Source organism: Achromobacter sp. KK8 (assembly GCF_054188005.1).
Genome location: NZ_CM135178.1, coordinates 2,397,919 through 2,414,047, shown reverse-complemented (window position 1 = coordinate 2,414,047; position 16,129 = coordinate 2,397,919). Strand labels below are relative to the sequence as shown.

The following is a 16,129-nucleotide window of genomic DNA, read 5'->3' as shown; positions in this document are numbered from 1 at the left end:
GGCAGCCAGATTTTGTATTGAACGACACTTGGAACGCTATATCACCAGGTCATAACCATCAGTGTTATAGGATCAAGCCTCACGAGCAATTAGTATCGGTTAGCTTAACGCATTACTGCGCTTCCACACCCGACCTATCAACGTCCTGGTCTCGAACGACTCTTTAGGGGGATCAAGTCCCCGGGATACCTAATCTTCAGACGAGTTTCCCGCTTAGATGCCTTCAGCGGTTATCTCTTCCGTACTTAGCTACCCGGCAATGCCATTGGCATGACAACCGGTACACCAGAGGTACGTCCACTCCGGTCCTCTCGTACTAGGAGCAGGCTCCGTCAAGTATCCAACGCCCACGGCAGATAGGGACCAAACTGTCTCACGACGTTTTAAACCCAGCTCACGTACCTCTTTAAATGGCGAACAGCCATACCCTTGGGACCGGCTACAGCCCCAGGATGAGATGAGCCGACATCGAGGTGCCAAACACCGCCGTCGATATGAACTCTTGGGCGGTATCAGCCTGTTATCCCCAGAGTACCTTTTATCCGTTGAGCGATGGCCCTTCCATTCAGAACCACCGGATCACTATGTCCTGCTTTCGCACCTGTTCGACTTGTCAGTCTCACAGTCAAGCACGCTTATGCCATTGCACTATCAGCACGATTTCCGACCGTACCTAGCGTACCTTCGAACTCCTCCGTTACACTTTGGGAGGAGACCGCCCCAGTCAAACTGCCCACCATGCACTGTCCCCGATCCGGATAACGGACCAAGGTTAGAACCGCAAACAAACCAGGGTGGTATTTCAAGGATGGCTCCACGTGATCTAGCGACCACGCTTCAAAGCCTCCCACCTATCCTACACAGGCCGGTTCACAGTCCAATGCAAAGCTACAGTAAAGGTTCATGGGGTCTTTCCGTCTAGCCGCGGGTAGATTGCATCATCACAAACACTTCAACTTCGCTGAGTCTCAGGAGGAGACAGTGTGGCCATCGTTACGCCATTCGTGCAGGTCGGAACTTACCCGACAAGGAATTTCGCTACCTTAGGACCGTTATAGTTACGGCCGCCGTTTACCGGGGCTTCGATCAAGAGCTTGCACCCCATCACTTAACCTTCCGGCACCGGGCAGGCGTCACACCCTATACGTCGACTTTCGTCTTTGCAGAGTGCTGTGTTTTTAATAAACAGTCGCAGCCACCGATTCTCTGCGACCCCATCATGCTAAGCGCGCAGGCGCTTCACACTACCGGGGTATACCTTCTCCCGAAGTTACGGTATCAATTTGCCGAGTTCCTTCTCCTGAGTTCTCTCAAGCGCCTTGGAATATTCATCCCGTCCACCTGTGTCGGTTTGCGGTACGGTCTCGTACAGCTGAAGCTTAGAGGCTTTTCTTGGAACCACTTCCAATCACTTCGCAAGCAATGCTCGCTCGTGCCGTACCCTTGATTTACGCGCCCGGATTTGCCTAAGCGCCATCTTCGATACGTCAACAGGGACATCCAACACCCTGATGATCTTCCGCGATCCGTCCCCCCATCGCACTGTACGACGGTGCTGGAATATTAACCAGCTTCCCATCAGCTACGCATCTCTGCCTCGCCTTAGGGGCCGACTCACCCTGCGCCGATGAACGTTGCGCAGGAAACCTTGGACTTACGGCGAGGGGGCTTTTCACCCCCTTTATCGCTACTCATGTCAGCATTCGCACTTCTGATACCTCCAGCAGCCTTTACAAGCCACCTTCGCAGGCTTACAGAACGCTCTCCTACCGCGTGTACAAAGTACACACCCGCAGCTTCGGTTTATCGCTTAGCCCCGTTACATCTTCCGCGCAGGACGACTCGATCAGTGAGCTATTACGCTTTCTTTAAAGGATGGCTGCTTCTAAGCCAACCTCCTGACTGTCTATGCCTTCCCACTTCGTTTCCCACTTAGCGATAATTTGGGACCTTAGCTGGCGGTCTGGGTTGTTTCCCTCTTGAGTCCGGACGTTAGCACCCGGTGCTCTGTCTCCCAAGCTGTACTTGCGGGTATTCGGAGTTTGCCATAGTTTGGTAAGTCGCCATGACCCCCTAGCTATAACAGTGCTCTACCCCCCGCAGTAATACTTGAGGCACTACCTAAATAGTTTTCGGAGAGAACCAGCTATTTCCAGATTTGTTTAGCCTTTCACCCCTATCCACAGCTCATCCCCTAATTTTTCAACATTAGTGGGTTCGGTCCTCCAGCACGTGTTACCGTGCCTTCAACCTGGCCATGGATAGATCATCTGGTTTCGGGTCTACACCCAGCGACTGAATCGCCCTATTCGGACTCGCTTTCGCTACGGCTTCCCTATTCGGTTAACCTTGCCACTGAATGTAAGTCGCTGACCCATTATACAAAAGGTACGCAGTCACCCCACAAGGAGGCTCCTACTGTTTGTATGCATACGGTTTCAGGATCTATTTCACTCCCCTTCCGGGGTTCTTTTCGCCTTTCCCTCACGGTACTGGTTCACTATCGGTCGATCACGAGTATTTAGCCTTGGAGGATGGTCCCCCCATCTTCAAACAGGATTTCACGTGTCCCGCCCTACTTTTCTCACGCTTAGTTCCACACACAAAATTTCGTCTACAGGGCTATCACCTGCTACGGCCGGACTTTCCATTCCGTTCGACTATCTTGCATGCTAAAACGTGAAGGCTCTTCCGATTTCGCTCGCCACTACTTTCGGAATCTCGGTTGATTTCTTTTCCTCGAGCTACTGAGATGTTTCAGTTCACCCGGTTCGCTTCCACTGACCTATGTATTCAGTCAGGGATACTCCTTACGGAGTGGGTTTCCCCATTCGGATATCTGCGGATCAAAGCTTGTTTGCCAGCTCCCCGCAGCTTTTCGCAGGCTACTACGTCCTTCATCGCCTGTGATCGCCAAGGCATCCACCATATGCACTTAGTCGCTTGATCCTATAACGCTGTAGGCTATAGGACCTGAGTATTAGCGTTTGTGCCGTTCATAAGTTTCAAAGCAGTCTGAGGTTATTCACCCCAGTCTTGAGAACTTGGAACAAAATTAATGCAATCACAACCCGTACCCATCTTCATCAGCAAGCTGATTACTCGATGAGCACATTTCGTTGTGCTTCTTCCAGATTGTTAAAGAACGAATATAGCTGTTGAGTAAAACCCAACTCATAAGACCGGGCAGATATTATCCGCACGACACTATGAGTTAGCCTCTACATCCCACCAGGCACAGGTCTTGGTGGAGGTGAACGGGATCGAACCGATGACATCCTGCTTGCAAAGCAGGCGCTCTCCCAGCTGAGCTACACCCCCATATCCACGGCATCTCTACCTGCGAATACTTGGTGGGTCTGGTTGGATTCGAACCAACGACCCCCGCCTTATCAAGACGGTGCTCTAACCGACTGAGCTACAGACCCAAAACCTTCTCGGATCAGTAGTCAGAAGTCATGGACACAGGGAGGAGTCCCTCTACCCAAGCCCACAACCGATCCCAGCTATATCAAACAACCGATAAGAGTGGACGCTTAACACGAGCACTAAGCTCTGAAAGGAGGTGATCCAGCCGCACCTTCCGATACGGCTACCTTGTTACGACTTCACCCCAGTCATGAATCCTACCGTGGTAATCGCCCCCCTTGCGGTTAGGCTAACTACTTCTGGTAAAACCCACTCCCATGGTGTGACGGGCGGTGTGTACAAGACCCGGGAACGTATTCACCGCGACATGCTGATCCGCGATTACTAGCGATTCCGACTTCACGCAGTCGAGTTGCAGACTGCGATCCGGACTACGATCGGGTTTCTGGGATTGGCTCCCCCTCGCGGGTTGGCGACCCTCTGTCCCGACCATTGTATGACGTGTGAAGCCCTACCCATAAGGGCCATGAGGACTTGACGTCATCCCCACCTTCCTCCGGTTTGTCACCGGCAGTCTCATTAGAGTGCCCTTTCGTAGCAACTAATGACAAGGGTTGCGCTCGTTGCGGGACTTAACCCAACATCTCACGACACGAGCTGACGACAGCCATGCAGCACCTGTGTTCCGGTTCTCTTGCGAGCACTGCCAAATCTCTTCGGCATTCCAGACATGTCAAGGGTAGGTAAGGTTTTTCGCGTTGCATCGAATTAATCCACATCATCCACCGCTTGTGCGGGTCCCCGTCAATTCCTTTGAGTTTTAATCTTGCGACCGTACTCCCCAGGCGGTCAACTTCACGCGTTAGCTGCGCTACCAAGGCCCGAAGGCCCCAACAGCTAGTTGACATCGTTTAGGGCGTGGACTACCAGGGTATCTAATCCTGTTTGCTCCCCACGCTTTCGTGCATGAGCGTCAGTGTTATCCCAGGAGGCTGCCTTCGCCATCGGTGTTCCTCCGCATATCTACGCATTTCACTGCTACACGCGGAATTCCACCTCCCTCTGACACACTCTAGCCCGGTAGTTAAAAATGCAGTTCCAAAGTTAAGCTCTGGGATTTCACATCTTTCTTTCCGAACCGCCTGCGCACGCTTTACGCCCAGTAATTCCGATTAACGCTTGCACCCTACGTATTACCGCGGCTGCTGGCACGTAGTTAGCCGGTGCTTATTCTGCAGGTACCGTCAGTTTCGCGAGGTATTAACCCGCGACGTTTCTTTCCTGCCAAAAGTGCTTTACAACCCGAAGGCCTTCATCGCACACGCGGGATGGCTGGATCAGGGTTTCCCCCATTGTCCAAAATTCCCCACTGCTGCCTCCCGTAGGAGTCTGGGCCGTGTCTCAGTCCCAGTGTGGCTGGTCGTCCTCTCAAACCAGCTACGGATCGTCGCCTTGGTGAGCCGTTACCCCACCAACTAGCTAATCCGATATCGGCCGCTCCAATAGTGCAAGGTCTTGCGATCCCCTGCTTTCCCCCGTAGGGCGTATGCGGTATTAGCTACGCTTTCGCGTAGTTATCCCCCGCTACTGGGCACGTTCCGATACATTACTCACCCGTTCGCCACTCGCCACCAGACCGAAGTCCGTGCTGCCGTTCGACTTGCATGTGTAAGGCATCCCGCTAGCGTTCAATCTGAGCCAGGATCAAACTCTTCAGTTTAATCTCTGTATTTGTTTCGTATTTCTTAGTTCCGAAGAACCGAGTCATACGTCGCTACTCAAAGGAAGTGAGGTATGTGCTTAGACTTGACATCTAAGGTACTTCACTTCTAGTGAGCACTTGATTTCATTGTGCTTGTGAAAGGATTTAAAACCCAATCACTGTGCACTCGCATCAAGCGCCCACACTTATCGGTTGTTTAATTGTTAAAGAGCGGTACTGCCAAATTCTGTACTACCAAACTACTTACTGCATCTTCCGCTTTCTTCGGCGATTTCGCTTTCGCGTCGATCGCTGTGTCAGCAGCAGAGAAACGAGATTATGAAGAAGTTTTTATCGTTTGTCAAGTCAGCGTCGCTTGCTTCACTTCGCTGCCTTGCCTACGACCTCTTCAGGTCTCACCAGGCTCGCACCCGGCTTTCTCTTTAGCAGCTATCGAAATATCAGGGTTAACCCTAATTTTTCGGTAACTGCCAAGCCTGAAACTATAACACAACTTTTGCAGATTATGCAACCGGCTTTTGCCTAACTTGCATCCTATCTTGCAACCCGCCGTTTCGTGAATCGCTTCACTTCGCAGCAGCCCCGAATCGCTTCGGAGGTTGGTTACCGCTCCAGCCGGCTTGCAACGCTGACCAGACCACCCTACCGGGTAAACCCTGATTCGCTGTCACCAGCCAAGCCCAAGACTATAGCACAATTTTTGCAGATCGTGCAACTGGCTTCTGCCTGATTCGCACCATCCTATGCAAAATTCGCTGACCGCCGGTTCGAGAGAATCATCGCTGATTCACCGCCTTGCTGCCCTGCGGCAGATCCGCTTGCCGTAGCCCTCGGATCCGTTGCACTTGCCTGGCCCCGCCGCTCAACAAAACTGCTTGAACTGCGAAGGAGCGAGACTATAGCACAGAATTTCGGCCTGTCACGCCGGCATGACAACCATTTTGCAGAAAGATGATGTTTTTCGGGGACGCACCCCGCATTTGCCACGGGAAAGTCATCCGTTCTGCGCCATTCGCTCTATATAGAGTACCTATCCATATGGCTGCTCCCTCTGGATTGCCCCTTGGCTGAAGGCTCCCACAGCGCGACGAGATGGACATACGTCCCTATATAGATAGTAGATAGGCGTTCCCGTTTTCGGCCCCACTTATGTTTCAGTGGAAATCCACCGAGCCCCCCCCCTCTTCCTGATGACACCCTATATATACAGAGCATCACGGACGGGAAGCCTCCAGCCGACCGCGGCGCTCTCCGATCTCTATATAGACACCTATATGGAAGACCAGGCAGGGGCTCATCCCGCTCGCTACAGCCGCAGCTCCGTCGTTTCCTTGATCTGCTGGAGCGCGAAGAATGACCGCATGTCGACCACGGCAGGATGGCGCATGAGGGTGTCCATGGCGAACTTGGAGAAATGCGCCAGGTCCGCGACCTGGATACGCAGCAGGTAGTCCATGTCGCCGGACATGGCATAGCACTCGACCACCTCGGGCCAGAGCTGGACGTCGCGGGCGAAGTCGCTCATGGGCGCGTGGCTGGAACCGCTGTGCTTGTTCAGGCGAATGTTGACGTAGGCCAGCAGGCCCAGCCCGACCTTGTCGGCGTCGATCAGCGCCACGTACTTCTTGATGAAACCCTTCTCTTCCAGCCGCCGCACCCGGCGCAGGCAGGGACTGGGCGACAGCGATACGCGGTCCGCCAGCTCCTGGTTGCTGAGGCGGCCGTCCCGTTGCAATTCGGCCAGGATCCTTATATCTGTCCTATCCAGCTCCATGTCAGACATTTTCAGCCCCATATTTTTTATCGTGGGCAATATTATTGCTCAACCTTGCCACTTTCGCGACATGTTTGCAATTGTCTGCCTGCCTTTCCTCCCTACAATCTTCATCCTAGACTTGAACGACAAGTCGCCTCTACAACGACTCAAGGGAGCAGACTCATGAGCAGCGCTTTCCAACCCTGGGACAACCCGATGGGCACCGCCGGGTTCGAATTCATCGAATATGCCGCGCCGGACCCCGCCGCGCTGCGCAAGGTGTTCGAACTGCTGGGCTTCAAGGCAATCGCCAGGCACCGCCACAAGGACGTGACGCTGTACCGCCAGGGCGGCGTGAATTTCCTGATCAACGCCGAACCCGATTCTTTCGCGCAGCGTTTCGCCCGCCTGCACGGCCCGTCGATCTGTGCGATCGGTTTCCGTGTCCAGGATGCGGCCGCTGCGTACAAGCGCGCGCTGGAGCTGGGCGCCTGGGGCTTCGACTCGCACAGCGGCCCGATGGAACTGAACATTCCCGCCATCAAGGGCATCGGCGATTCGCTGATCTACCTGGTGGACCGCTGGAACGGCAAGGAAGGCCACGGCGGCATCGGCGACATCAGCATCTATGACGTCGACTTCGTGCCGGTGGATCCGCAGAACGCGCAGGCCGACCTGAACCACCGCGGCGCCGGGCTGACGCTGGTCGACCACCTGACGCACAACGTGCACAAGGGCCGCATGGCCGAGTGGTCGGAGTTCTACGAGCGCCTGTTCAACTTCCGCGAAGTGCGTTACTTCGACATCGAAGGCAAGGTGACCGGCGTGAAGTCCAAGGCGATGACCTCGCCCTGCGGCAACATCCGCATTCCGATCAACGAGGAAGGCACCGAGGAGAAGGGCCAGATCCAGGAATACCTGGACCTGTACCGTGGCGAAGGCATCCAGCACATCGCCATGGCTACCGAGGACATCTACGGCACCATCGAGGCGCTGCGCGCCAATGGCGTGGTATTCCTGGATACGCCGGAAACCTACTACGAACTGCTGGACCGCCGCCTGCCCAACCATGGCGAAGACGTGCCGCGCCTGCAGAAGAACCGTATCCTGCTGGACGGCGCCCCCGATGGCGGCCTGCTGCTGCAGATCTTCACCGAGAACCAGATCGGCCCGATCTTCTTCGAGATCATCCAGCGCAAGGGCAACGACGGTTTCGGCGAAGGCAATTTCAAGGCGCTGTTCGAATCCATCGAACTGGACCAGATGCGCCGCGGCGTGGTGAAGACCGTCGACTGACCGCTTCCCCCTCCAGCGCCGGTACCCATGTGCCCGGCGCTGGCCTTGAAACCTCGCCTTGCGCGAGGTTTTTTTCGTCCCGCCTATTTCTTCAGGCGATCCTGGAACTGCTTGCGGAACTTGGCGACCTTGGGCGCGATCACGAACTGGCAATAGCCCTGCTCGGGATGCAGCGCGAAATAATCGCGGTGATAGTCTTCGGCCGGCCAGAATCGCGCGGGTGCCAGGAGCTTGGTCACGATGGGCGCGTCATAGACCTTCTGCGCCTCGACCTCGGCGATCACGGCCTCGGCCTGCTCGCGCTGGGTTTCGTTCTGCCAGAAGATGGCCGATTCATACTGCGGGCCGATGTCGTTGCCCTGGCGGCCCGGGGTGGTCGGGTCGTGGGTGGCGAAGAACACGCGCAGCAGGTCGCTGTAGGACAGTTCGACGGGATCGAACTCGACGCGCGCGACCTCGATATGCCCGGTGTCCTTGCCGCAGACCTGCTCGTAGCTGGGATTGTCGACGTGTCCGCCGCTGTAGCCGGGCAGCACGCTCTTGACGCCGCGCAGGTCGGTGAAGACCGCCTCGACGCACCAGAAACAGCCGCCGCCGAGAACGGCGACCTCATTGCCCGGGGAGGGTAGTTCTGCCATGACGATTCCTTTGCTGAAACTATCCAGAAACGATACGACTACTTCTTGGCCGGCGCCAGTGACAGGATCCATTCGGCCAGCAGGCGGGCGTCTTCCGGGCTGACATGGGTTTGCGCCGGCATGGGCACGGCGCCCCAGGCGCCACGGCCACCGCTGCGGATCTTGCCGGCCAGGTAATCCACCATGGCGTCGCCCTGCCCGGCGTAGCGTTCGGCCACGCTGGCCAGCGGCGGCCCGACGCGCTTGACGTCGACCTGGTGACAGGCCATGCAGGCCTTGCTCTTGGCCAGATCCAGGCCGGTGGTTTGCCCTTGGGCCGCGCCGGCGACCAGCAGGCCGGCGGCGACCGCCAACAGACTACGTATCAAATGCATCGGTTACTGCCCCACGGCTCGCGGTGCTGGCGAGCTTGCCGAACTTGGCAAGCACACCGCGTGTATAACGCGGCTTGGGCTGGACCCAGGCCTGGCGACGAGCCGCCATCTCTTCGTCGCTGATATTGAGCTGCAACAGCAGCTTGTGGGCATCGATGGTAACCGAATCGCCCTCGCGGATCAGCGCGATCGGGCCGCCGACGAAGGCCTCGGGCGCCACGTGGCCCACCACCATGCCCCACGTGCCTCCCGAAAAGCGGCCGTCGGTGATGAGGCCGACGGTTTCTCCCAGGCCCTGCCCCACCAGCGCGGAAGTCGGCGCCAGCATTTCACGCATGCCGGGTCCGCCCTTCGGCCCTTCGTAGCGGATCACCACCACGTCGCCATCGCGGATCTGGCGCGCCATGATGGCGGCCATGGCGTCGTCTTCGGAGTCGAAGACCCGCGCCGGGCCCGTGATCACCGGATTCTTCAGGCCGGTGATCTTGGCCACGCAGCCTTCCGGCGACAAATTGCCCTTGAGAATGGCCAGATGGCCCTGGGGGTAGAGGGCGCGGTCCAGCGGCATGATCACGTCCTGGTCGGCGCGCGGCGTATCAGGCACGTCGGCCAAAGATTGCGCCACGGTCTGGCCGGTGATGGTGATGCAATCGCCATGCAGCAGGCCCGCGTTGAGCAACAGCTTCATGACCTGCGGAATGCCGCCGGCCCGGTGCAGGTCGGTCGCCACGTACTTGCCGGAAGGCTTGAGGTCGCACAGCACCGGCACGCGCTGGCGGATGCGTTCGAAATCGTCGATGGTCCAGGACACTTCGGCGGCGTGGGCGATGGCCAGGAAATGCAGCACGGCGTTGGTCGAACCGCCCGTCGCCATGATGACCGACACCGCGTTCTCGATGGATTCGCGCGTGATGATGTCGCGCGGCCGCAGGCCGCGCCTGACCGCATCCACGAGCACCCGGGCCGATTCCGCGGCCGAGGCGACTTTCTCGTCGTCTTCGTTGGCCATCGTGCTGGAATACGGCAGGCTCATGCCCATGGCCTCGAAGGCCGAACTCATGGTGTTGGCGGTATACATGCCGCCACAGGAACCCGAGCCGGGAATGGCGCATTTTTCGATCTGCTTGAAATCGGCCTCGTCCATGCGGCCCATGGTGTATTCGCCGACGGCCTCGAACACCGACACGATGGTCAGGTCCTTGCCCTGGTAATGGCCCGGCTTGATGGTGCCGCCATAGACGTAGATGCCCGGCACATTGGTGCGCGCCAGCGCGATCATGCCGCCCGGCATGTTCTTGTCGCAGCCGCCGATGACCACCACACCGTCCATCCACTGGCCCTGGGCCGCGGTCTCGATACAGTCGGCGATGACCTCGCGCGACACCAGGGAGTACTTCATGCCCTCGGTGCCCATGGACATGCCGTCGGAAATGGTGGGCGTGCCGAACACCTGCGGATTGGCCTTGGCGCCCCGGATGGCCTCGATGGCGGCATCGGCCAGGCGCTGCAGGCCGCTGTTGCACGGCGTGATGGTCGAATGGCCGTTGGCCACGCCGATCATGGGGTTCTCGAAGTCGGCTTCCTGGTAGCCGAGCGCGTAATACATGGCGCGATTGGGCGCGCGGGCGACGCCGTGGGTGATGTGGCGGGAACGTTCGTTGTGCGACATGGTCTGTTGTCTCCTGTCGGCCGTCAGGACGCGGGTCTACCGCAGGGCTCGCCGGTTATTATCATTCAACTTCATTGTGTCGGGCGGAACATGCTGCAATATCCAAAATTCGACCCCGTTGCCCTGCAGATCGGGCCGCTGTCCATCCATTGGTACGGGCTGATGTACCTGGTGGGCTTTGCGCTGGTCTATCTGCTGGGCCGGCGCCGCATCACCAGCGGCCACACCACGTCCCTGAACGTGCGCGACCTGGAAGACCTGATCTTCTATAGCGTGCTGGGGGTGGTGCTGGGCGGGCGGCTGGGCTACGTGCTGTTCTACAAGCCGAACTACTACCTGGCCCATCCGCTGGAAGTGGCCTACCTGTGGGAAGGCGGCATGTCGTTCCACGGCGGGCTGATCGGCGTGATCGTGGTGATGCTGCTGTTCGCGCGCAAGAAAGGCCTGCCCTTCTTCGCCGTCAGCGACTTCATCGCGCCGCTGATTCCCCTGGGGCTGGGCTTCGGCCGCCTGGGCAATTTCATCAACGGCGAACTGTGGGGCCGCCCGACCGACGTGCCGTGGGCGATGGTGTTCCCGAGCAGCGGCGACGGCATCGCGCGCCACCCGTCCCAGTTGTATGAACTGGGGCTGGAAGGCATCGTGCTGTTCGCGCTGATGTGGTGGTTCTCTAGCAAGCCGCGCCCGCTGGGGCAGGTGAGCGCGGTCTTCCTGATGGGCTACGGAACGTTCCGTTTCCTGGTGGAGTTCACCCGCGAGCCGGACAACTTCCTGGGCCTGCTCGCGGGCGGACTGAGCATGGGACAGTGGCTGTCCCTGCCGATGGTCGCCCTGGGCGCCATCATGTTCGCGCTTACTGCAAAACGATCGTCCCGTTGACGGCGACGCTGACCGTGACGTCTCCCGCTTCCAGGGGGACGTCCGCGCTGAAGCCCGCGCCACCCGAGGCGTCCTTGGCCATGGCGCCCATCATGCGCGGCATCGGCGTGACGCCGCCGGAGCCGCCCAGTTCGAGCTTGCTCAGGCGGTAGCCCGAAAAGCCGAAGGCGTTGGCGGCAGCCAGCGCGCGATCCTTGAAGGCCTGCGCGGCTTCCTTGAGCAGCTTGCGTTCCTCGGCCTCGCGCACGGCGCGCGACAGCGAGAAGCTGATGTTGGAAATGGCGGTCTTGTCGGACAGCTTGGACGCGAGCGCGGCGGCGGCCGCGAAATCCTTGGATTCGAGGATGATCTCGCCCTGGCCGCGCCAGGTGGTGCTGGTCTTGCCTTTGCTGCTGCTGGTGGAATTGGGCCAGACGTTGAAGCTGCCCGTGCGCACCTCGACACCCTTGGTGTCACGCGCGCGCTTGGCCACGTCGTCCAGCATCTCCGTCAGCTTCTTGCCGGCGGTGGGCTGGTCGGCGGCCTCGGTCTCGGCCGACAGCGAGATGCGCACCGTGTCCTGCTTGACCTCGGACGACGCGGTGGCTTGCAGGGTCAGCTCCGGCGACCGGTTGGCCGTGGCTTCCGCCGTGGAGGGAGCCGGCGCCTGGGCCTGCGCGAAGACGGGCTGCGCCATGGACAAAGCGGCCACGGCTGCGCACGCCGCGCCAAGTTTGGTCAGCGAAAAAACGGGGGATTTCGACATGGACTGGTCCTATGAGGGAGGACGATGGGGAGGCGCCCGACGCGGACCTGCGCTCGTGGCAGGCCCGCTGGGATAGATGCCCCGCCTGTGCCGTCAAGGCCGGCATCTCGAACCCTGAGGTTCAAGGTGGTCGCGTTCCGAAGAGCGTCGGGTTCGTCTACGAGAGACAATCGCTCCAGCTCTGCACTCCCGCAACCAATATGCCATAAGACATAGGTTCAGAGAATGTATGGCCAGGTCACGGACACGGCAGGGACAAACTGAAAATACTGAAAAACCTTGGTGAAAACCGCGTATGAACGTCAGAGCAGCTTTTCTTGCCCTGACAGGGCGTCGTCCAGGACTGCGTTCATGTCCTCGATTCTACGCTTGAAGTCGCCGACCGCCAAACCACCCAGCGGACCATCCGGCGCTTTCATGGCGAGCAGCTCGCCAGCCACCTGCAGCGCGGCCATCACGGCGATGCGCTCGTTGCTGGAGACCTTGCCGGTGCCCTGGATGCGCAGCATGAGCTGGTCGACGTGGCGCACCGCGGCCAGCAGCGTGGGCTTTTCCTCGGCCGAGCACGCCAGCGAGTAGTCGCGCCCGAGTATCGTTACATCTACGCGTTCCATCAGTGTTGCTCTCCGGACGGCGCACCCGGCAGACGGGCCAGGACGGCGTCGATGCGCTCGCGGGCGGCGGCGGCCGCCACGCGCAGGCGCTGTAGTTCGGTGTCGCTGCGTTGCAGGTTGCCCTGCAGTTCGGTTTCCCGGGCGGAGAAACGCGCCTCGAGCGACTGGCGCTCGGCGGTTTCGCGTGCGAGCTGTTCGCGCAAGGCGGCTTCGGCCTGTTGCGCCTGCTCAAGCATCGCGGTGACGGCGCCGTCGTTGTCCTGCAATTTGGCCTGCAGCGCGGCGATGTCGGCATCACGCTCAGCGGCGCGTTGCTTGAGCACACGCTGCTCGGTTTCGGAGTCGTTCAGGCGCGCGCGCAGCGCGTCACGCTCGGCGTGGAGTTGCCGGGTGCGTTGCACCAGTTGCCCGATACGGGCGGCGAGTTGGTCTAGGTCTTGCAGCATGGGCGCTATCGTAAACCATCCGGTGGGGAATCGGGCCTCTTCACGCAAGGTGAGAAACACGGCAATATTCAGTAGGAAATGCGGCGGTCATGCCGGCGGCGGGCAACATAACCGATCGAGCCCGACTAGAAAAGTCCCCCGCGCGGCAGGAACGCGACGATCACACCACAACCGCTTTCGCATTTCTTTCTATCAACTTTCACTTAGCTTTCAAAAAACCCTCAATTGGCCCGTCCCGTTACAACTGGGGATCGGGAGTTCCCCAATTTTAGGGAAAACCCCAGGCTTTCACCTAGCTTACAGGGTTTGCATCGCCGCGGGCGTCCATTACCATTCGCCCTTTCAAGAAGCCTCGCCGACGCTTTCAGAAGAACCCAAGGGCACCCCAGACGTGCCTTTTTTGTGCCTGTCACTCGCCTTTCGGGCGGCGTGGCGGACCACAAGCCCTTTTTATCTACATGCTGTAAACAGGAGCCAACCAATCATGCAGCTACGCAATCGACAGGACTTCTGGTCGGGGGTGATGTTCATCGCCCTTGGACTGGGATTCGCCTGGCAAGCCAGCAGCTACCAAATGGGTACTGCCGCCCGGATGGGCCCCGGGTATTTTCCTTTCTGGCTGGGCATTGTTCTCGCATTGCTGGGTGCCATCGTGCTGCTGGGCTCGCTGTCCAAGAAGGCCCATGAAACCCACGTCGACAAGTTCGACTGGCGCATCGTGTTCCTGGTGGTCGGCTCCGTGGTCTTCTATGGCCTGGTCCTGAAACTGCTGGGTATCTATATCTCGGTGTTCCTGCTGGTCGTCATCAGCAGCCTGGCCAGCCACGAGTTCAACCTGAAGGTCGCCGTCGCCAATGGCATCTTCCTGGTGGTGTTCTCGTATCTGGCGTTCGTCAAGGGGCTGGGGCTGATTTTCCCGCTGTGGCCGTCGTTTCTGGGCATGAATTAAGGAGCAAGCGGCCATGGAATTGATTGATCACCTGATGATGGGTTTCTCGGTGGCGTTCACGCCCGAGAACCTGCTGTACGCCCTGCTGGGCTGCATTCTGGGCACGCTGATCGGCGTGCTGCCGGGTATCGGCCCGGTCCCGACCATCGCGATGCTGCTGCCGATCACGTACGTGCTGCCCCCGGTGGCCGGCCTGATCATGCTGGCGGGTATCTATTACGGCGCCCAGTATGGCGGCTCGACCACGGCCATTCTGGTGGCGCTGCCTGGTGAGACGTCCGCGGTGGTGACCGTGCTCGACGGTCACCAGATGGCGCGCAATGGCCGTGCCGGCGCCGCCCTGGCGATCGCCGCGCTGGGCTCGTTCTTCGCGGGCTGCGTGGCTACGCTGCTGCTGGCCGCCTTCGCGCCCCCGCTGGCTGAAGTCGCGTTCAAGTTCGGCCCCGCCGAGTACTTCTCGCTGATGTGCCTGGGCCTGGTCGGCGCCGTGGTGCTGGCCTCGGGCTCGCTGCCCAAGGCGATCGCGATGATCATCCTGGGCCTGCTGCTGGGCATGGTCGGCACCGACGTCAACTCGGGCGTGGCCCGCTTCGACTTCGGCATCCCCGAACTGCAGGACGGCATCGACTTCGCCATCGTGGCCATGGGCGTGTTCGGCTTCGCCGAAATCATGACCAACCTGGAGCAGAAGGAAAACCGCGTCGACATCACCGACAAGATCGGTTCGCTGTACCCGAACAAGCAGGAGTTCAAGGAAGCCGCGCCTGCCGTAATACGTGGCACGGCCCTGGGTTCGGCCCTGGGCATCCTGCCGGGTGGCGGCGCGGTGCTGTCGTCGTTCGCGTCGTACACGCTGGAAAAGAAGATCTCGAAGAATCCGGAACGCTTCGGCAAGGGCCACCCGGCCGGCCTGGCGGGCCCGGAATCGGCCAACAACGCGGCCGCGCAGACCTCGTTCATCCCGCTGCTGACCCTGGGCATCCCGGGCAACGCCGTGATGGCGCTGATGGTCGGCGCGATGACGATCCACAACATCCAGCCCGGCCCGCAAGTGATGACGAGCCACCCCGAGCTGTTCTGGGGCCTGATCGCCTCGATGTGGATCGGCAACCTGATGCTGGTGGTGCTGAACCTGCCGCTGATCGGCCTGTGGGTCAAGCTGCTCAAGGTGCCCTACCGCATCCTGTTCCCGGCGATCCTGGTGTTCTGCACGATCGGGGTGTATTCGTTGAACTACAACACGTTCGACATCTTCACCACCGCCATCTTCGGCATCATCGGCTACGTCTGGTCGAAGCTGAAGTGCGAAGGCGCCCCGCTGCTGCTGGGCCTGGTGCTCGGCCCCATGATGGAAGAGAACTTCCGCCGTGCCCTGCTGCTGTCGCGCGGCGACTTCAGCACCTTCGTGACGCGCCCGCTGTCGGCCTCGCTGCTGGCCGTGGCGCTGTTCCTGGTGGTGCTGGTGGCCCTGCCGGCGATCCGCAAGAAGCGCGAAGAGACCTTCGTCGAAGAAGATTGAGGACAATGCCGCCGCGCGCGGCGGCATCGCGTCCCCTACCGACCCCCGGCTTGCCGGGGGTTTTTCTTTGCGCGCGCGGCTTGGCGGGCCGGCGCCGGCGCGAGCCGGCATACGAAACAAAGCACTACAACCCAATACAAGGTGTGCGCGCA

The 16,129-nt window shown here is 59.4% G+C and carries 11 protein-coding genes, 2 tRNA genes, 2 rRNA genes and 1 other RNA gene; 4 read left to right on the top strand and 12 right to left on the bottom strand.

Going from position 1 to position 16,129, the window contains the following annotated elements:
• Window positions 1-68: 68 nt before the first annotated feature.
• From ACVN9Z_RS11235 to ACVN9Z_RS11215, 5 genes are all read right to left on the bottom strand, one after another.
• Window positions 69-2,949: ribosomal RNA gene (locus ACVN9Z_RS11235) — 23S ribosomal RNA — on the bottom strand.
• A gap of 296 nt (window positions 2,950-3,245) precedes the next feature.
• Window positions 3,246-3,321, bottom strand: a tRNA-Ala gene (locus ACVN9Z_RS11230).
• A 30-nt stretch (window positions 3,322-3,351) separates the two neighbouring features.
• A tRNA-Ile gene (locus ACVN9Z_RS11225) sits at window positions 3,352-3,428 on the bottom strand.
• Window positions 3,429-3,558: 130 nt separating this feature from the next.
• Window positions 3,559-5,089 (bottom strand): 16S ribosomal RNA (locus ACVN9Z_RS11220).
• Together the 16S and 23S rRNA genes with 2 tRNA genes alongside form the textbook arrangement of a ribosomal RNA operon.
• Before the next feature lie 1,309 nt (window positions 5,090-6,398).
• Window positions 6,399-6,875: an Lrp/AsnC family transcriptional regulator gene (locus tag ACVN9Z_RS11215; RefSeq protein WP_026382449.1), complete on the bottom strand. Its 477-nt coding sequence runs from the start codon at window positions 6,873-6,875 to the stop codon at window positions 6,399-6,401.
• Between the two features lie 156 nt (window positions 6,876-7,031).
• On the opposite strand from ACVN9Z_RS11215, the gene hppD reads away from it, so the two are divergent.
• Window positions 7,032-8,144 carry a 4-hydroxyphenylpyruvate dioxygenase gene (hppD, locus tag ACVN9Z_RS11210; RefSeq protein ID WP_240295169.1) on the top strand — a complete coding sequence of 371 codons (1,113 nt, stop codon included), beginning with the start codon at window positions 7,032-7,034 and terminating at the stop codon, window positions 8,142-8,144.
• Between the two features lie 83 nt (window positions 8,145-8,227).
• Here the strand turns inward: hppD and msrA are convergent, their stop codons facing one another.
• Genes msrA through ilvD form a run of 3 tightly spaced genes read right to left on the bottom strand, consistent with a single transcriptional unit; the run spans window position 8,228 to window position 10,825 of the window.
• Entirely contained in the window at window positions 8,228-8,782 is a 555-nt protein-coding gene (msrA, locus tag ACVN9Z_RS11205) for a peptide-methionine (S)-S-oxide reductase MsrA (RefSeq protein ID WP_006388762.1), read from the bottom strand.
• Between the two features lie 38 nt (window positions 8,783-8,820).
• Window positions 8,821-9,156 carry a c-type cytochrome gene (locus ACVN9Z_RS11200; protein ID WP_006388761.1) on the bottom strand — a complete coding sequence of 112 codons (336 nt, stop codon included), beginning with the start codon at window positions 9,154-9,156 and terminating at the stop codon, window positions 8,821-8,823.
• Window positions 9,140-10,825, bottom strand: a complete 1,686-nt coding sequence (gene ilvD / locus ACVN9Z_RS11195; protein ID WP_026382450.1) for a dihydroxy-acid dehydratase — start codon at window positions 10,823-10,825, stop codon at window positions 9,140-9,142. Before ilvD ends, ACVN9Z_RS11200 begins: the two co-directional genes overlap by 17 nt.
• Window positions 10,826-10,915: 90 nt before the next feature.
• Here ilvD and lgt point away from each other — a divergent pair, with 90 nt between their 5' ends.
• Window positions 10,916-11,704, top strand: a complete 789-nt coding sequence (gene lgt, locus ACVN9Z_RS11190) for a prolipoprotein diacylglyceryl transferase (RefSeq protein WP_006388759.1) — start codon at window positions 10,916-10,918, stop codon at window positions 11,702-11,704.
• Here lgt and ACVN9Z_RS11185 read toward each other — a convergent pair.
• The 4 genes from ACVN9Z_RS11185 to ACVN9Z_RS11170 all read right to left on the bottom strand — a co-directional run bounded on the left by ACVN9Z_RS11185 (window position 11,679) and on the right by ACVN9Z_RS11170 (window position 13,509).
• Entirely contained in the window at window positions 11,679-12,449 is a 771-nt protein-coding gene (locus tag ACVN9Z_RS11185) for an SIMPL domain-containing protein (protein ID WP_006388758.1), read from the bottom strand. The genes lgt and ACVN9Z_RS11185 overlap by 26 nt on opposite strands.
• Window positions 12,450-12,523: 74 nt before the next feature.
• Window positions 12,524-12,708, bottom strand: a non-coding RNA gene (ssrS, locus tag ACVN9Z_RS11180) — 6S RNA.
• Between the two features lie 43 nt (window positions 12,709-12,751).
• The gene (locus ACVN9Z_RS11175; protein WP_006388757.1) at window positions 12,752-13,063 is read right to left on the bottom strand and encodes a cell division protein ZapA; all 312 of its coding nucleotides are present in this window, start codon (window positions 13,061-13,063) and stop codon (window positions 12,752-12,754) included.
• Complete coding sequence (locus ACVN9Z_RS11170; protein ID WP_020925151.1) at window positions 13,063-13,509, bottom strand: hypothetical protein; 447 nt, start codon at window positions 13,507-13,509, stop codon at window positions 13,063-13,065. The genes ACVN9Z_RS11175 and ACVN9Z_RS11170 overlap by 1 nt, the downstream gene beginning before the upstream one ends.
• Before the next feature lie 484 nt (window positions 13,510-13,993).
• Between ACVN9Z_RS11170 and ACVN9Z_RS11165 the strand changes: the two genes are divergently transcribed.
• A complete protein-coding gene (locus ACVN9Z_RS11165) occupies window positions 13,994-14,458 on the top strand; it encodes a tripartite tricarboxylate transporter TctB family protein (protein ID WP_047993449.1) in 465 nt (154 codons plus the stop codon).
• A 13-nt stretch (window positions 14,459-14,471) separates the two neighbouring features.
• Window positions 14,472-15,977 carry a tripartite tricarboxylate transporter permease gene (locus ACVN9Z_RS11160; protein WP_047993450.1) on the top strand — a complete coding sequence of 502 codons (1,506 nt, stop codon included), beginning with the start codon at window positions 14,472-14,474 and terminating at the stop codon, window positions 15,975-15,977.
• Window positions 15,978-16,129: the final 152 nt, after the last annotated feature.